General features: G+C 71.6%; 17 protein-coding genes. 7 read left to right on the forward strand and 10 right to left on the reverse strand.

What is annotated here, in order from left to right; genetic code table 11:
* Window positions 1-10: 10 nt before the first annotated feature.
* Window positions 11-370, reverse strand: coding sequence for a metalloregulator ArsR/SmtB family transcription factor (locus ABZS37_RS27950; RefSeq protein ID WP_355173769.1), 360 nt, complete (start codon window positions 368-370; stop codon window positions 11-13).
* A gap of 104 nt (window positions 371-474) precedes the next feature.
* Between ABZS37_RS27950 and ABZS37_RS27955 the strand changes: the two genes are divergently transcribed.
* Together ABZS37_RS27955 and ABZS37_RS27960 are read left to right on the forward strand one after the other, a co-directional pair.
* Window positions 475-972, forward strand: coding sequence for an N-acetyltransferase family protein (locus ABZS37_RS27955; RefSeq protein ID WP_355173771.1), 498 nt, complete (start codon window positions 475-477; stop codon window positions 970-972).
* Between the two features lie 25 nt (window positions 973-997).
* On the forward strand, window positions 998-2401 hold the full coding sequence (locus ABZS37_RS27960; RefSeq protein WP_355173773.1) for an FAD-dependent oxidoreductase: 1404 nt from the start codon (window positions 998-1000) through the stop codon (window positions 2399-2401).
* Between the two features lie 61 nt (window positions 2402-2462).
* On the opposite strand, the gene ABZS37_RS27965 is transcribed toward ABZS37_RS27960, so the two are convergent.
* The 6 genes from ABZS37_RS27965 to ABZS37_RS27990 form a co-directional block, all read right to left on the reverse strand.
* Window positions 2463-2816 carry a TraR/DksA C4-type zinc finger protein gene (locus tag ABZS37_RS27965; RefSeq protein ID WP_355173775.1) on the reverse strand — a complete coding sequence of 118 codons (354 nt, stop codon included), beginning with the start codon at window positions 2814-2816 and terminating at the stop codon, window positions 2463-2465.
* A gap of 133 nt (window positions 2817-2949) precedes the next feature.
* Window positions 2950-4167 (reverse strand): ferritin-like domain-containing protein, encoded by a 1218-nt coding sequence (locus tag ABZS37_RS27970; RefSeq protein ID WP_355173777.1) that lies wholly within the window; start codon window positions 4165-4167, stop codon window positions 2950-2952.
* Entirely contained in the window at window positions 4164-5009 is an 846-nt protein-coding gene (locus ABZS37_RS27975; protein ID WP_355173779.1) for a PhnD/SsuA/transferrin family substrate-binding protein, read from the reverse strand. The genes ABZS37_RS27970 and ABZS37_RS27975 overlap by 4 nt, the downstream gene beginning before the upstream one ends.
* Window positions 5009-6178, reverse strand: a complete 1170-nt coding sequence (locus tag ABZS37_RS27980; RefSeq protein WP_355173781.1) for an acyl-CoA dehydrogenase family protein — start codon at window positions 6176-6178, stop codon at window positions 5009-5011. Before ABZS37_RS27980 ends, ABZS37_RS27975 begins: the two co-directional genes overlap by 1 nt.
* A gap of 77 nt (window positions 6179-6255) precedes the next feature.
* Window positions 6256-7203: an ion transporter gene (locus tag ABZS37_RS27985; protein WP_355173783.1), complete on the reverse strand. Its 948-nt coding sequence runs from the start codon at window positions 7201-7203 to the stop codon at window positions 6256-6258.
* Window positions 7204-7342: 139 nt separating this feature from the next.
* Window positions 7343-8179, reverse strand: a complete 837-nt coding sequence (locus ABZS37_RS27990; protein ID WP_355173785.1) for an alpha/beta fold hydrolase — start codon at window positions 8177-8179, stop codon at window positions 7343-7345.
* Window positions 8180-8243: 64 nt separating this feature from the next.
* On the opposite strand from ABZS37_RS27990, the gene ABZS37_RS27995 reads away from it, so the two are divergent.
* Window positions 8244-8942, forward strand: coding sequence for a helix-turn-helix domain-containing protein (locus ABZS37_RS27995; RefSeq protein ID WP_355173787.1), 699 nt, complete (start codon window positions 8244-8246; stop codon window positions 8940-8942).
* Between the two features lie 131 nt (window positions 8943-9073).
* Window positions 9074-9433, forward strand: a complete 360-nt coding sequence (locus ABZS37_RS28000; protein ID WP_355173789.1) for a hypothetical protein — start codon at window positions 9074-9076, stop codon at window positions 9431-9433.
* Between the two features lie 52 nt (window positions 9434-9485).
* Here ABZS37_RS28000 and ABZS37_RS28005 read toward each other — a convergent pair whose 3' ends face one another.
* Window positions 9486-10343: an SDR family oxidoreductase gene (locus ABZS37_RS28005; RefSeq protein ID WP_355173791.1), complete on the reverse strand. Its 858-nt coding sequence runs from the start codon at window positions 10341-10343 to the stop codon at window positions 9486-9488.
* A gap of 98 nt (window positions 10344-10441) precedes the next feature.
* On the opposite strand from ABZS37_RS28005, the gene ABZS37_RS28010 reads away from it, so the two are divergent.
* Window positions 10442-10837 carry a helix-turn-helix domain-containing protein gene (locus ABZS37_RS28010; protein ID WP_355173877.1) on the forward strand — a complete coding sequence of 132 codons (396 nt, stop codon included), beginning with the start codon at window positions 10442-10444 and terminating at the stop codon, window positions 10835-10837.
* Here the strand turns inward: ABZS37_RS28010 and ABZS37_RS28015 are convergent.
* A complete protein-coding gene (locus ABZS37_RS28015) occupies window positions 10834-11790 on the reverse strand; it encodes a DMT family transporter (protein ID WP_355173793.1) in 957 nt (318 codons plus the stop codon). The two genes, ABZS37_RS28010 and ABZS37_RS28015, sit on opposite strands and share 4 nt — an antisense overlap.
* On the opposite strand from ABZS37_RS28015, the gene ABZS37_RS28020 reads away from it, so the two are divergent.
* Window positions 11789-13177 carry a PLP-dependent aminotransferase family protein gene (locus ABZS37_RS28020; RefSeq protein ID WP_355173795.1) on the forward strand — a complete coding sequence of 463 codons (1389 nt, stop codon included), beginning with the start codon at window positions 11789-11791 and terminating at the stop codon, window positions 13175-13177. The two genes, ABZS37_RS28015 and ABZS37_RS28020, sit on opposite strands and share 2 nt — an antisense overlap.
* A 334-nt stretch (window positions 13178-13511) precedes the next feature.
* Entirely contained in the window at window positions 13512-15020 is a 1509-nt protein-coding gene (locus ABZS37_RS28025; RefSeq protein ID WP_355173797.1) for a phosphoesterase, read from the forward strand.
* 103 nt (window positions 15021-15123) lie between these two features.
* Here the strand turns inward: ABZS37_RS28025 and ABZS37_RS28030 are convergent, their stop codons facing one another.
* A complete protein-coding gene (locus ABZS37_RS28030; protein ID WP_355173799.1) occupies window positions 15124-15726 on the reverse strand; it encodes a MarR family winged helix-turn-helix transcriptional regulator in 603 nt (200 codons plus the stop codon).
* Window positions 15727-15731 lie beyond the last annotated feature (5 nt).

The following is a 15731-nucleotide window of genomic DNA, read 5'->3' on the forward strand; positions in this document are numbered from 1 at the left end:
CGAGCGCCGCTCAGGCGCTCGGTGCCGGTGTGGCGGTGAGCAGTGCGGCGAGCTGGCGCAGGATGCTCGGCCGGGCGCGGTAGTAGACCCAGGTGCCCCGGCGCTCGGCGTCGACGAGCCCCGCCTCGCGCAAGGTCTTCAGGTGGTGCGAGATGGTCGGGCCGGTCAGGTCGAACGCGGGGGTCAGATCGCAGACGCAGATCTCACCGCTCTCGGCGGAGGCGATCATCGACATCAGTTGCAGTCGCACCGGGTCACCGAGGGCCTTGAACGCGGGGGCGAGCACCGCGGCGGCCTCGGCCGGCACGCGTCGCTCTGTCAGCGAGGGGCAGCAGGACACGTCCGAGGCCGGTGCTGCTTGATTAGACATTGCTCTAGGTTGACACTTATCTAATCAGTGTGCAACTGTCTGATTCGACGGACGTCGAGACAGGCGGCCTCGAAAACCTGATCTCTCCGGAACGGAACCTGTTGATGGTCGACATCACCGTGCGCCCCCTGACCCTCGCCGACGCCGACCGGGTCCTGGCGATCTACCAGGCCGGTCTCGACGCCGGCAACGCCAGCTTCGAGATCACCGCGCCAACCTGGGCGGCGTTCGACGCCGCGCGCCTGAGCGCGCACCGCTTCGTGGCCGTCGACCCCGACGGCACCGTCCTCGGCTGGATCGCCGTCTCGCCGACCTCGACCCGCGCTGTCTACGCCGGTGTGGTCGAACACTCCGTCTACGTGGACCCGGCCGCCCAGGGGCGTGGCGTCGCCCGGCTGCTGTTGGACGCGCTGATCGCCTCCACCGAGGCCGCCGGCATCTGGACCATCCAGTCCGGAGTCTTCCCGGAGAACACCGCCAGCCTGGCGCTTCACCAGCGCGCCGGCTTCCGCGTCATCGGCGTACGCGAGCGGGTTGGTCGCCACCACGACCGCTGGCGCGACGTCGTCCTGCTGGAACGCCGCAGCCCCACCATCACCTGACGAACCATCTTGAGGGAGTCAACCGATGCACACCCTGGACAACCTTCCCGTCGTGATCATCGGCGCCGGCCCGACCGGTCTCGCCGCCGCCGCGCACCTGCACGAGCGCGGCCTGACCTTCACCGTCCTCGAAGCCGGCGACACCCCGGGCGCCGCCGTACGGCAGTGGGGGCACGTGCGTGTCTTCTCGCCGTGGCGCTACAACATCGACCCGGCCGCCCGTCGGCTCCTCGACGAGGCCGGTTGGGTCGCCCCCGACCTGGAGACCCTGCCCACCGGCGCGGAGCTGGCCGGCGACTACCTTCAGCCCCTCGCCGAGTTGCCGCAGCTCAAGCCACACCTGCGGTACGGGGCACGCGTCGAGGCGATCAGCCGCCTCGGCCTCGACCGGCTGCGCACCGCCGGACGCGACACCACACCGTTCCTGATCCGCCTCGCCGACGGCGACGAACTGGTCGCCCGCGCCGTCATCGACGCCTCCGGCACCTGGCGTACGCCGAACGTCCTCGGCGCCTCGGGTCTGCCCGCGCAGGGTGAGGCCGACGTGACGGCGTACCTGGAGCACGCGCTGCCGGACGTGCTCGGCGCCGACCGGGACCGGTTCGTCGGCCGACACACCCTGGTCGTGGGCGCCGGTCACTCCGCCGCGAACACGCTGCTGTCCCTGGCGGAGCTGGCCGCCGCGGAGCCCGGCACCGAGGTGACCTGGGCGATCCGGACGGCCAACCCGGCGCGTACCTACGGCGGCGGGGACGCCGATGCCCTCCCGGCGCGGGGTGCGCTCGGCGCGCGCCTGCGTGCGCACGTCGACGCCGGACGGATCCGGCTGCTCACCGGGTTCTCCGTGCATGCGCTCACCCCGGCCGACGGGCGCGTTGCGGTGGTCGTCCGGCACGCCGACGGCGGTGAAGAGTCGATCACCGTCGACCGCATCGTCGCCGCCACTGGGTTCCGCCCCGACCACACCATCGCCGCTGAGCTGCGCCTGGACCTGGACCCGGTCATGGGCGCCACCCGTGCGCTGGCCCCGCTGATCGACCCGAACGAGCACTCCTGCGGCACCGTGCCCCCGCACGGCGTCGACGAACTCGCCCACCCGGAGAGCGGCTACTACGCCGTCGGCATGAAGTCCTACGGCCGCGCTCCGACGTTCCTCATGGCCACCGGCTACGAGCAGGTCCGCTCCGTCGTCGCCGCCCTGGCCGGGGACTGGGTCGCCGCCCGGGACGTCCAGCTCGACCTGCCCGAAACCGGCGTGTGCACCAGCAACCCCGCCGACTCGGCGAGCGGCGACAACTGCTGCGGGCCGACGCCCACCGCCGAGTCGGCCCGAGGGCTGTCCACCGGCATCTCCGGTGGGCTGCTGTCCACGCCGATCAGCCTCATCGCTCTCGACGCCACGCCGGCCGGCGGCTGTTGCGCCAGCTGATCACCAAGTACTGCGCCAGCTGATCACCGGGTACGACGACGGCGCCCGTTCGCGGGCGCCGTCATCGTCGGCTGGCGCAGGCCACACACGTACGCGCCGACGGGCGGGCGACAAGGCGCTCGGGGGGAATGGGACGGGAACACCGTTCGCACACGCCGTAGGTGCCGTCGTCGACCCGTTGCAGCGCGACGTCCAGCTCGGCCAGGCGTCGGCGGGCCGCGTCCAGCACGGCGGTGAGCTGTGCGCGTTCGAAGGCGATCGTGCTGCCCTCGGGGTCGTGCTCGTCATCGGCGTTGGACGACCGGGACGCCTCGAAGAGGCTCCGTAGATCGCCGTCCAGGGCGGTGACCTGAGCTTCGGTCTGCTCGCGCAGCCGCAGCAGTTCCTGGCGGATCGCGCTGGAATCCCTGTTCATGGCCGTTCCACCGTACTGCGGATGACCGTCCCTGCGGTGCCTGGAGCAGGTGCAGGCCACCACCGAGGGCGCCTGGCACGGTGACCAGCCCTCGCTGACCTGCCATACGGCGACCCCCGCGGGGTTCGCGGGTTCACATGAAGTTGCGGGTGTGCAGGGCGGAGAGCGCCGCCGCCTCGTCGGGCCGGAACCCCAGCCGTACCAGTCGGCGCTGGCGGCCCTGATCCATCGCGTGTTGCAGAGCCTGCACCCGGTCGAAACCGGCGGACACGTCGTCGGGGTGCCAACCACCCGCAGCGAGCACCACCAGCGCGTCGAAGACGTCGGCGTTGAGGCCCGCGGTGTCGACGAGCGCGTCATGACGGCGGTGGATGGCCGCCCGCAGTCGATCCCGCAGCAGCGGGTCCAGCTGTGCCTGATGCTCCAGGTGCGCCATGCCGAACACCACGTGCCGGCGCTCGTCCTGCATGGCGAGCCAACAGATCCGGCGCGTCACCGGGTCCGGGGCGAACTGGTGCAGGAACGAGAGCAGATCGACGAAGCTGCCCTCGCCGAGCACGGAGAGCAGGAACGACGCCAGTGCGAAGTCGGACTCCGCGACGAGTGTGAAGAGCGACTGCCGGCCGCCGGCTGACGACGTGCCCAACTCGGTGCCCCGCAGCAGCGCCCGTCGGCTGAACACCTCCATGTGCCGGGCCTCGTCGGCCATCTGCACGGCGAGAAGCTGCATCACCTCACGGAAGTGCGGGTGGATGCGCCCGACGAACCGGGCCGGCACGACGAGCGCCGCCTGCTCGTTCTCGACCAGGTAGGTCATCACCTGCACCACTGCGGCCTCGACATCGGCCGGCAGCGCGAACGGGTCGTCCCACGGCACGGCGGTCTGCGGATCCCACTGTCGCGCGGCCGCCTGTGCGTACAGGTGGGGAGCGACATCGGCCCAGACCAGGTCGCGGTCGTCCAGGTCGAACCGGGCCTCGGGGCCACCGGCCTCAAGCAGCGCGCCCCGGGCGCCGAGCCCCCACCGCGCCGGCGGGCGGCTGCTCAGTGCCGACGGGAGGGCGGGTCCGGCCCGCTCCGCGCCGAACCAGCGGTCGTCGTCCGCCCTACCCCGGACGACCACCGCCACCAGCTCGCTGCGGTCGGCCAGGTCCGGCCATTCGACCCGATGGCCCCGGCCACGACACCAGGCGGGCAGGTGCACGGGCAACGCCGGGTCACGGCCGGAGACCGCCAACCGGCCGCCGGGCGGTAGCCCGGCCAGGGCACGGTGTACGAGTAGGTGCGCGCCCCGGCCGAAGCCAAGGTCGCCGAGGTGGATCTCGACGTCGGCGACCGGCGCGGCGCTCACGGCCGATAGTCCGTGGCCGTCACCCGCCCGTCGGGGGAGTAGAAGCCCGTGGCGTCGACCGCGCTGGCGAGCAGGTCGTATCCCGTGGTGCGGCCGTCCTTCCAGGCCGTCAGCCCCTCCAGGTCGAGCAGCGGGCGCACCTGCGGATCGGCGTACGACATGCCGAGCAGCAGCGTGCCGAAGAGCTGGACCCCGGCGGACTCCGGCTCGCGGACCGTCATGTTGCAGTGGTCGTACCGTGCGGTCTGCGCGATGATCCGGGTGCCCTCGGGCGGCAGCGTGCCCTCCTGGACGAACGCCAGGTGGTTGGCGTCGATCATGCAGGCGGCGTCGACCTCCCCGGCCACGAGGGCGCGGGCCGCGTCGCGCTCGCCGCCGATGTGGTCGCCGTGCAGGCCGACGCCGACGTCGAACCGGCGCACGTCGACCTCGACCCCGGCGGTCGTGAGGTGACCGAGCGGAATCAGCGTCGCCTGTGGACTGTCGACCGCGCCGACAGCGACGATCGTCCCGGCGAGGTCCTCCACCTGTCGCACCAGTGAGTCGGCGCGGACCACCACGATCGAGGTGAGGTCCTGGTCGGTGTCGCGCATGGTGAGCGCGTGGACGGTCGTGCCGTGGGCTGCCGCCAGTCGCTCGGCCCGCAGCCACGCCAGGGGCGAGTTCCATGCCGCGTCGATCCGCCCGGCGACCAGATCCTCGACCTGTCGCTCGTAGTGCGAGTAGAGGACGAAGTCGAAGTCCAGGCCTCGCCCACGCAGCCAGGCGCGGAAGCCCTCCCAGATGGTCACCACCTTGGCGTCGTACGCGACCGCGCCCATCAGGACGGCTGGCGCCGGCATCAGCGGTTGGCCTCGTCGAGCAGCGGCAACCCGGTGGCGACACGACCGACGAAATCGTGCAGGGCGTCGGTGGTGGGGGCCATCACCCGGGTGGCGCGCGAGTCACGGAAACGGCGCTCAAGGCCCAGCTCCTTGCGGAACGCGCTGCCGCCGCAGAGCTGCATCGCCCCATCGGTCACGTCGGCGACGGTCTCGCCGGCGAGGGCCTTGACCTGCAGCACCCGCAGCATCGCGTCGTCGCGGCCGGTCTCCAGCGCGGTGAGGGTGTCGCCCAGGAAGGCGCGCAGAGCGTCGGTGCGGATCATCAGTCGGGCGAAGTCCCGTCGAGTGACGGGCGCGTCGCGAAGGGCGGCGCCGGTGTGCGCGAGCGTGGTCCTGGTGAGATGTCGGCCGGTCTCGGCGACCGCGCTGTCGGCGAGGCCGAGACAGAACGCGGCGTTGAGCACCAGGAACCAGGGGAGGACCACACCGAGCGCGGTGTCGAGCCCGGCGCCGTCGGCGGCCATCATCGCGGCCGACGGGACCCGGAGCCCATCGGCGGTCATCGGCCGGGAGCCGTTACCGCGCAGGCCGAGCCCGTCGAAGTCGCCGGTCACGCTCAGGCCGGCGCTGTCGGCCGGCACGAGCCACAGCGTCATCGGACCGGCATCGCGGGACAGCGGGAGGCTCGACCAGACGTAGCTGTTGACCTCACCGGCCGAGGTGACCCAGCTCTTGCGGGCGTCGAGGCGGACAGTGCCGTCGTCGGTGGCTGTCGCGGTGCCGGTCGGCGACCAGAAGTGGCTGCGCGAACCGTACTCGGAGAATGCCAACGTGGTGAGATGACCGCCGGTGGCAATGGCCGCGCGGACCTCGCGCGGGCCGTGCGCCTCGATCACGGCGGTCGCGGCGTAGTGCATGAGCACCACCATGGCCGTGGACCCACACTCGGCGGCCAGCCGCTCGATGACGTCGGCGACCGCTCGCATGCCCTGGCCGCCGCCTCCGACCTCGGTCGAGGAGGCCAGGCCGAGCAGGCCGGCCGCGGCGAGGGCGTCGACACCCTGGCGGGGGAAGGCCGCGTCCCGGTCGACGATCGCGGCCTGCGGGCGGATCACGTCGTCGATCACCGTGCCGAGCGTGTCCGATAAAGCCGTGTTGGGCTGGGCATTGTCGACACTGGCCGTCATGCGGGTGCCCCTTCAGCCGGACCGGTGGGACCGCCGTCGAGACTATCCGAACGGGAGGACACAGTGCGAGCATCGGATTACCGTCCGGTGCGGGTGCCCTCCCGGTGGGGTCGGCCGTACCCGTCCTCCCGGTCGATGCGCAGCTCCCGTTCCAACGCGGCGACGACCGCTCGCAGGTCGTCCAGCCGTTGGGTCAGCGCGATGCGGTCCACCTCGTCCGGTACGCCGTCGCCGTCCTCGTCGTACCCGGGCGCGAGTCGCTCGGTCATCTCCAACCGGCGTGCTTCCTCCATCGAGTTGACGATGACCGCGATGAGGATGTTGAGCAGCAGATTGACGGTGATGATCACATAGCTGACGTAGTAGAGCAGCGTCCACGGCGAGATCGCCAGGCCCTGTTCGATGAGGCCCGGCAGCGTCTCCAGCGACAGCAGCACGAACAGTGTCAGCAGGGATCGGCCGATGTCGCCGTACTCCTCCGGGTAGGTGCTCCCGAAGATCAGCCAACCGGCCATGCCGTACACGTAGAGCGTCACGACGGCGAGGGCGAGGAAACCGCCGACGCCCGGCAGGCTGCGCCACAGTGCGGAGACGATGGTCCGCAGGCCCGGCGAGAACCGCACCAGCCGAACCATGCGGGCGACCCGCACGACGCGCAGCAGCGCCGGATCGCCGTGCAGGCCCGGAATGAAGATCGCCGCGATCGCCACGAAGTCGAAGACGTTCCAGCCGTGCCGGAAAAAGTCCTGCGGGCGCTTGCCGTAGGCCGCCAGCCGGACGGCGATCTCGACGACGAAGACGGCGCGGAAGAACAACTCCAGCCAGTGCAGTGCCCCGCCGGCCGGGAGCAGATCGTCGTACGTCTCCAGGCCGAGCACCACCCCGTTGGCGAGGATGACCACGACGATGACGATCTCGAAGGGGCGCGACCGGGCGAGGCGGGCGCAGTGGTCAGCCCAACTGGACCGGTGGTGCGCGGGTGGGGTCGGCTCACCTCGCTGGGCGGGAACGAGTGCGCCACTCACCAGTCGGCCGGCTCGATCGGGTGTGCCGGGGCCGCCGCGTGGGCCCACCTCCGGCCGTCGTCGTGGCGGTGCGGGTGGCGTGCGGGCATGCCCATCAGCCTAGCCAAGATCATTGACCGTGGACGACCGCGCGACCCGCTCAGGCGTGGCTCGTCCGCTCCGGCGTCACCGGTGCCGCGAAGAAGGAGGCGAGCGGGTCGACCATCCTCGGGTACGCCCGGTTGATGGCGTCGTGGCCGCTGCGTGCAATCGTCAGCGTCCGGGCTCGCGGCAGCGCACGGGCCAGCGCTTCGTTCAGGTCGACATAGTAGGGCGGGCCGTCGGCGCCGCAGGCCAACAGCACCTCGGCGGTCACCCCTGCCCATTGGCTGGCCGGGCCGTCGTGCGCCAGGATCAGGGCGGTTTCGTCCAGCGTCATCGGCAGCAGATCACCCATCGTCCGGCCGATCGGGGTACGCATGAACGCGCGAATGATCGCGATCCGTACGCCGAGCGGGAGCTTCCCCGCTGCCATCTGTGGGTTGATTCCAGCGACCGTGATGGCGAGGCCCCGGGCGATGTCACCGGCCCGCAGTGCCGCACGGGCGGGTGCGAGCCACGCCGACGGTGAGCCGCCGTCGATGGAGACCGCGGCGTCGTAGAGGGCGAGTCGGGTGATCGGCAGCCGGAGCGCAGCCTGGAGCGCGATGAACCCGCCGGAGCTGTGGCCGATGACGTTGCCGGACCCGGTGTGCTCCAGCACCACGGCGAGGTCGTCGATGTCCTGATCGAAGGTGTAGGGCAGCGACCTGGGTGGTGCGTCGGCCCGTCCCCGTCGGTTGTACAGGTGCACGGTGAATCGGTCGGCGAGCGATGTCGCCAGCCGGCGGTAGACGTCGATGGTGACGCCGCCGCCGTGCACCACGACGATGCCGGGCCCACTTCCCGTGGAGTGCAGCACGATGGTCGCGCCGTCCCGTGCCCTGATCCGCTCCATGATCGGCCTGCCCTTCCGGTGACGACAACAACTGCGAACGCCGTTTGCAGTTTACAGTAGATCGGTGAGTGACGCATCCACGAGAGCTGGCGACGGCGACTCCGCTCGGCAGCCGATCTGGAGCAGGCCCGAACGCGGCAGCCGTGGCCCTGCCCCGGCGCACAGTCGGGACGCCATCGTCGTGGCCGCCATCGCCCTCGCGGACACCGAAGGGATCGCCGCGGTGTCGATGCGCGCCGTCGCCAACGCGCTCGGTACCGGCGCCGGATCCCTCTACCGGTACCTGTCGTCCCGGGACGATCTCCTGGACCTGATGACCGACCGGGTCGTGGGGGAGTTGCGGCCGTACCCGCAGGCAAAGGGCGACTGGTTGGACACGATGATGCTGTTGGCCCGTCGGCAGTTGGCGCTGCACCGCACCCACCCGTGGTTGCTCGACGTGAGTCACCGGACCTCCGGCATCGGCCCCGAGAGCCTGGCCTGGTTCGACAACTGCATTCGGGTCCTGGAGCCCGTGCGCTGCGCCGTCCCCGCCAAATTCGAGGCGATCGCGATGATGACCGGCGTGGTGAGCCTCTTCGCCCGCAGCGAGGCCGCCTCCGGGGCGCTCAGCTTCGCCGGGGTCGACCTCGCGGCGTACCCGCACCTCGTCGCGGCGTTCAGTCAGCCCGCCGCACCGGCGCCCCGGACGGATCTCTTTGAGCGGACCCTGCGCAGTCTGCTGACCGGTCTGCTGCTCGCCGAGCCGTCCGAGGCGGGCTGACCGGATCGGCGCACCGGCGTGTCAGCCGTTCCCTCACCCGGCGTGGCGCCGGCTGGCTAGGTTTTCGGTGGTGAGCGGGATCGGCCGACGAGCGGCGGCACGGTCGCGCGTCAGCTGCTGAGAGGTGTCCGATGTCAGATTCTGATCCTGCCGGTCTGCGGGAACGGGCCGCGAACGGTGACCGGGACGCAGTCGACCAGCTTGTCGAACTCGCGGGTGAGCAGGGCGATCTGGCGGAGCTGCGCCAGCTCGCCGAGAGCGGCAACGCCGACGCGGCGGCCCAACTGGTCGAGCTGGCCACTGAACTCGGCGACATGAACGAGTTGCGGCGTCTCGCCGACCGGGGCGACCGGGACGCGGCTGACCAGCTCGTCGAGTTGGCAGCCGAGCGGGCGGACGTCGGCGAACTTCGACGGCTCGCCGACGGGGGAAACCGGGACGCGGCCGACGTGTTGGCCGAGCTCACCGAACAGGAAGACGAGGCGGAGTAGCCGCCCGCGGCCGGTCGTTCCCCCGCCCGGGATCGGCCCGGGCGACGGCCGGTCAGGCGTGGGCGGCCCGGACGGCGTCGTGCAGCGGAATGCTCGGCCGGCCGATCAGCCGGCTGAGGTCATCGCTGTCGGTCACCAGCTCACCGATGGCGATCGAGTGGTCGAGCGCGGCGACGAACCCGGCGGTGCCCGCGTCGAGGCCGACGTTCTCCAGGGCCGAGGCCAGGTCGGCGGCCGACAGGTCCTGGTGGACGACGGTGGTGCCGGTGACCTCGGAGACGGCCTTGGCCAGTTCGTCGAAGGTGAACGCGGTGCCGCCCAGCTCGTAGACGGCGTTGCCGTCCTCCTCGCGGGTCAGTGCCGCGACGGCGGCGGCGGCGTAGTCGGCCCGCGTGGCGGCGGAGACCTTGCTGCCCCCGGTGGCGCCGAGGATCGTGCCGGACCGTAGGTACTGCGGCAGCTGGTCGGTGTAGTTCTCGGTGTACCAGCCGTTGCGCAGCACGGTGTAGGTCAGACCCGACGCGGCGAGGACCTCCTCGGTGGCCTTGTGCTCCGGCGCGAGGGGGTTCGTGGTGGTGTCGGCGTTCAGGATGCTGGTGTAGATCAGACGCTCGACCCCGGCGAGCTTGGCCGCGTCGATGACCGCGGTGTGCTGCGCGACGCGCTGACCGGGAGTGTCGCCGGAGATGAGCAGCAGGCGGCGTACGCCGGCCACGGCGCCGGGCAGCGTCGACGGGTCGTCGTAGGTGGCCTTGCGGATCTCGACCCCGCGCGCGGCCAGGTGGGCGGCCTTCTCCGGGCTGCGGACGATGGCGGCGATCTCAGCGGCGGGCACGCCGGTGTCGAGCAGCTGCTCGATCACCAGGCGGCCCAGCCGGCCGGTGGCACCGGTGACGGCGTAGGTGGGCATGGGAACCTCCGATAGGACAGTGGCGGAACTGCAGGCACTTACGAATCTACAGCACATGTTGTGGCGTAACCATCGGGTAGGCTGGTGAGGTGAGCGACATGCCGGCCCAGGACCCGGCGGGGCCTACCCAGGAATTGGTCAGCGATGTCTTCGCGCGGGGCTGCACCTCCCGTGCCGCCTTCGAGGACGTCACCTCGAAGTGGGCCTCGCTGGTTCTGCTGGCGCTCGGCGAGGGTCGCTACCGGTTCAACGCGCTGCGTCGCCGCGTCGACGGGGTCAGCGAGCGGATGCTCTCCCAGACCCTGCAGACCCTCGAACGTGACGGCATGCTCACCCGCGAGGTGCTCACCGCGATCCCACCGCGCGTCGAATACTCGCTCACCCCCCTCGGCACCCGGGTCGCCGAGCAGCTTCGTGGCCTCGCCGACCTGCTGGAGGCCTCGGTGCCCGAGTTGCAGACCGCCCGCGACCTCCACGAGCGCGATCGGGCCTAGGGCACGCCTGCTCCGGCCTCGTGCCGCGCTGCGGCCGGCCGCGGACTCCGGCGGGTGCGCTGGGTCAGCACGACGCACCCCAGCACCACCAGCGCCGCCGCGATCGAGGCAGGAGTGACCGCCTCGCCCAGCAGCAGCGCCGACCACCCCAGGGTCAGCACTGGCTGCACGAGCTGAACCTGGCCCACCTGCGCAATGCCGCCTCGGGCCAGGCCCGCGTACCAGGCGAAGAAGCCCAGGAACATCGAGACCCCGGTGAGATAGCCGAACGCCGACCAGGTGAAAGCGTCGGCGTGCGGAGGATTGGCGACAACGGCGACGACCGTGACGGGGACGGTGGCCGGCAGGGCGAGCAGCAGAGCCCAGCAGATCGTCCGCGCACCGCCCAACTCACGGGCGAGCGCGCCCCCCTCGGCGTAGCCCAGACCGCAGAGCACGACCGCCGCGAGCAGGAACAGGTCGGGCAGAGTGAGAGTCCCGCGTACCGCGCCACTGGCGCCGAGGAAGGTGAGCACCGCCAGCAGTCCGCCGACGCTCGCGACCCAGAACAGCGGCGGTGGGCGTTCGCCGGCCCGCAGCACGGCGAACACGGCGGTCATCGCGGGCAGCGCGGCGATGACGACCGCGCCGTGCGCGGAGGTCTGTGTGAGTAGCGCCAGCGAGGTGAACAAGGGAAAGCCGACGATGACGCCGAGGGCGACGATCGGCAGTCGACGCCACTGACCGCGGGTGGGTCGCGGTGCGCCGGTGAGACGGAGGTACGCCCATGCCAGCAACCCCGCGCCGACGGCCCGGCCGAAGGCGACGAACCACGGGTCGAGCTGCTGCACGGCGATGCGGGTGGCCGGAAGCGACAGGCTGAAGGCGAGCACGCCCAGGGCGCCGAGGCTGAGCCCGACCAACCGATCCGCTGTTACCGCAGTCGAGGCAGTAGCGCTATTGTTGGCTCTCATGGAAAACGGTAACGCAGCCGGACGCGTTATCCAAGATCTACGCGGACTCGTGGCCGCCGCCGGTCCCGGCGCCCGGCTGCCCTCGGTACGCGAGCTGACCGCTCGCCACCAGGCCTCGCCGGTCACCGTCGCCGAGGCGATCCGTCAGTTGGTGGCCCAGGGGCTGATCGAGGCGCGACCTGGCAGAGGCACCTTCGTGGCCGCCCGGCCGGACGAGCGGGGCGTACCCGATCTGTCCTGGCAGACCGTCGCGCTCGGACCTCGCCGGTCTGGTCAGGATGAGATGCAGGCACTGTTGGCGCTCACGCCCGCGGGAGCGATCCCGCTGTCCGGCGGCTACCTCGACGCGGACCTGCAGCCTGCCGCCGCGCTCGGCGCCGCCCTCACCCGAGCCGCCCGCCAGCCCGCAAGCTGGCAGCGTGGGCCGGTCGAGGGGCGTGCGGATCTGCGCGCCTGGTTCGCCCGCGAGGCCGGGGCGGGGCTGCACGCCGAGGACCTGGTGATCTGTCCCGGCGGGCAGGCCGCACTGTCGTCCGCGTTGCGCGCGCTCACCGCGCCCGGCGACGCCCTGCTCGTCGAGTCACCGACCTACCTGGGCGCGTTGGCCGCGGCCCGGGCGGCCGGACTGCGGGTGGTGCCCGTGCCGGCCGATGCCGATGGGGTACGCCCCGACCAACTCGCCGCCGCGTTCGCCCGCACCGGCGCCCGGCTCTTCTACTGTCAGCCGCTGCACGCCAACCCCCACGGCGCGACACTCGCGGATCACCGCCGGGCGCAGGTCGCCGAGGCGGTACGCGACGCCGGGGCGTTCCTGATCGAGGACGACTACGCCCGGGACCTCACCATCGATGGCCAGGCCCCGCCACCACTGGCCAGCGATGATCCCGACGGGCACGTCATCTACCTGCGCTCACTGAGCAAGTCGACCGCCCCCGGGCTGCGCGTCGCCGCCATCGGTGCCCGTGGCCCGGCCGGAGCGCGACTGCGCGCCGCCCGGCTGCTCGACGACTTCTTCGTCGCCGGTCCGTTGCAACAGGCGGCGATCGAATTTCTCACTTCTCCGGCGTGGTCGCGGCATCGCCGGGCACTGAGCACCGCGCTCCGGACACGCCGCGAGGCGCTGCTGACCGCACTGCGCCGGCATCTGCCAAGCCTTGCCCCACAGTCGATTCCGCGCGGCGGCATGCACCTCTGGATCCGTCTCGCCGACGGCACCGACGACGTGGCACTGGCCGCCGCCGCAGCCGCCGAAGGCGTCATCGTCTTCCCCGGCAGCCCCTGGTACGCCGCCGAACCCCCGGCCCCGCACCTGCGCCTCACCTACGCCGCCGCCGCACCCGAGCTCATGGACGAGGCCGTCCGACGCCTCGCCCGCGCCCTCCGATGAACGCCGGTGGACGCCGTGCCAGAGGGATCCCGCCTCAGGCGTGCAGCGTCTCGCGCGGCGGCACCCCGTAGCTGGCGTGGTACCGGGCGGTGAACCTGCTGTGGCTGGCGAATCCCCACCGACTGGCGATCCCCGAGACAGTTCGGCGGGCTCGGCTTCGATCGGGCACTCCACGCGGTCGAGGTGTGACCCGCTGCTGCCTGTGGCCAGGCCCGTCGGGAGGTCGGGGCAGGGTGTTCACCGTGGACACGCGTCCCGTACGACGGGTGTTCACCGCTCTCTTCAAGGCTCCTTGATCGAAAGAGCATTCGCTTGATCGAGGAGAGGCTCTCACGTGAGAGACACACAACCCGAAGAGACCGAGCACGCGCAGCTGTCGCGGCGCAAGCTGGTCAAGTACGCCGGCGTCGGCGCGACGTTGGCTGCGGCCAGCCCGCTGGTCGGTGCCAGCGCGGCGTGGGCGGACGAGGACCGCCGGCCGGGTGACGACAAGAGCGACCGGGGCAGCTCCAAGAACCGGGTGTGGCGCGCGGGTGACCACCACGTCCACTCCGAGTACAGCGGGGAGTTCGACACCACGAAGTCCCCGATCGTCTTCCACAAGGGCGCGGACGCGGTCTACCCGATCGTCACCAACGCCATCATGGCGAAGAACTTCGGTCTGACCTGGGCGATGTGCACCGACCACGGTGGACCGACCCACTCGAAGGTGAACATCGAGCAGGCGTACCCCGATCTGCTGCGCTCGCGCAAGCTGGTCCCCGAGGTGCTCCAGTTCTGGGGCATGGAGTTCGACGCGCCGTCGCTGGACCACCACACGCTGATGATCCCGCGCCACGACGACGAGGCGAAGCAGCTCTTCGAGCTGGAGAGCCGGTTCGCGAAGTACGACGCGTTCCCCACCGACCCGGCCCGGGACACCGAGGCCAGGATGGTGGAGTTCCTCAAGGTCGCCCGGGGCATGCCGCACAAGCCGCTGGTGATCGCCCACCACGCGTCCCGCTCGGCGCCCGGTCTCGGCGTGTATGGCCAGGACACCCCGCGCGAGTTCCGCAACGGCAACAACGCCGCGCCGGACGTCTACGTCGGCTTCGAGGGGGCGCCCGGCCACCAGGCCGGCCCGCTCAACGGTGGCAAGCGGGGCGGGTACGGCAACCACCCCACCTACGGCGGCTTCGACCAGATGACCGCGCGGGTCGGTGGGCTGTGGGATTCGCTTCTCGGCGAGGGTCGGCGCTGGTGGATCACCGCGACCTCGGACTCGCACGTGCACTGGACCCGTGGCGGCTCGGACTTCTGGCCGGGCGAGTACAGCAAGACGTACGTGCACGCCCGCCAGGACTACGGCGACATCATGGACGGCCTGCGCAACGGCCGGATCTGGGTCACCACCGGTGACCTGATCCGCAACCTCGACGTCACCGCCACGTCCCAGGGCAAGACCGCCGAGGTGGGCGAGACCATCACGGTCAGCCGTCGCAGCCGCACCGATGTCGAGATCGAGATCAAGTTCCGTCCGCTGAACGGTGTGAACGCGAACGGTGACCGTCCCGAGGTCCGCCGGGTCGACCTGATCGTCGGCCAGATCACCGGCCCGAGCGCGAGCCTGGACGCCGACACCAATCCCACCACCACAGTGGTGGCCCGGTTCGGCCCGCGCGACTGGCGTCGGCAGGGGGAGGACCTCGTCATCCGGCACACGTTGCGCAATGTCGAGGCCGACACCTACGCGCGGGTGCGGGGCACCAGCACCGACGAGGCCGAGCCGCTCGCCGACGGGCTGGAGAGCCCGTGGGACGACCTGTGGTTCTACTCGAACCCGGTGTTCGTGCACGTGCGCTGACCCGGCGGCACAGCGGGTCCGCCGCCACCGCTCGACGTACGACGGTCGGGCGGTGCCGGCGGACCCGCGTCGTCTCCGGCCGCCGTGGGCCCGTGGCCCGGTTTCAGTCGGTGCTGCGGCGACGGGCTCGGGGAGTGGCCGTCCGCCCGCCGCCCACGGCTGCGGCGTCAGCGCGGCTCGGGGCGGGCACCGCCGGTGCCGCAGTGGGCTGCACCTGCGCCACAACCTCGCAGAGGTCACGCAACGGGTCCACCGCCTGGGCCGAGCAGGCGACCTGCTGCAGGAGTGCCCGTAGCGTCGCCGACTCGGCTGGCGCGAGCGCCCCCAGCAGGTGGGACTCGACCTGCCGTAGTGCCGACCGCCGCTGCTCCCACGCGGCGCGGCCGGCGTCGGTGACGTCGATGAGCCGGTTTCGCCGGTCGGCCGGGTCCGCCCGACGGGCGACGAACCCGGGCTGCTCCAGGTCGTCGATCAGGTACGTGAGGACGGTGCGGTCGATGCCGAGTTCCTCGGCGATCGCACCCTGGTTGCGGGCTGGCCCGTTGATCGCTGCGGTGAGCAACTGGTAGCCGCGCGGACCGCCGGGGAAGTCGGTGAGCGCGTGCTCGGCCGCCCGGACGTAGCCCCGGAAGACGATCCCGAGCATCCAGCCCAGGTCGTCGTCGAGCGGATCGGGCCGGTCCCGCCGGTGTGTGGCACCCGTCATCCCCC

The organism is Micromonospora sp. NPDC005413, assembly GCF_040606435.1.
GTDB lineage: Bacteria > Actinomycetota > Actinomycetes > Mycobacteriales > Micromonosporaceae > Micromonospora.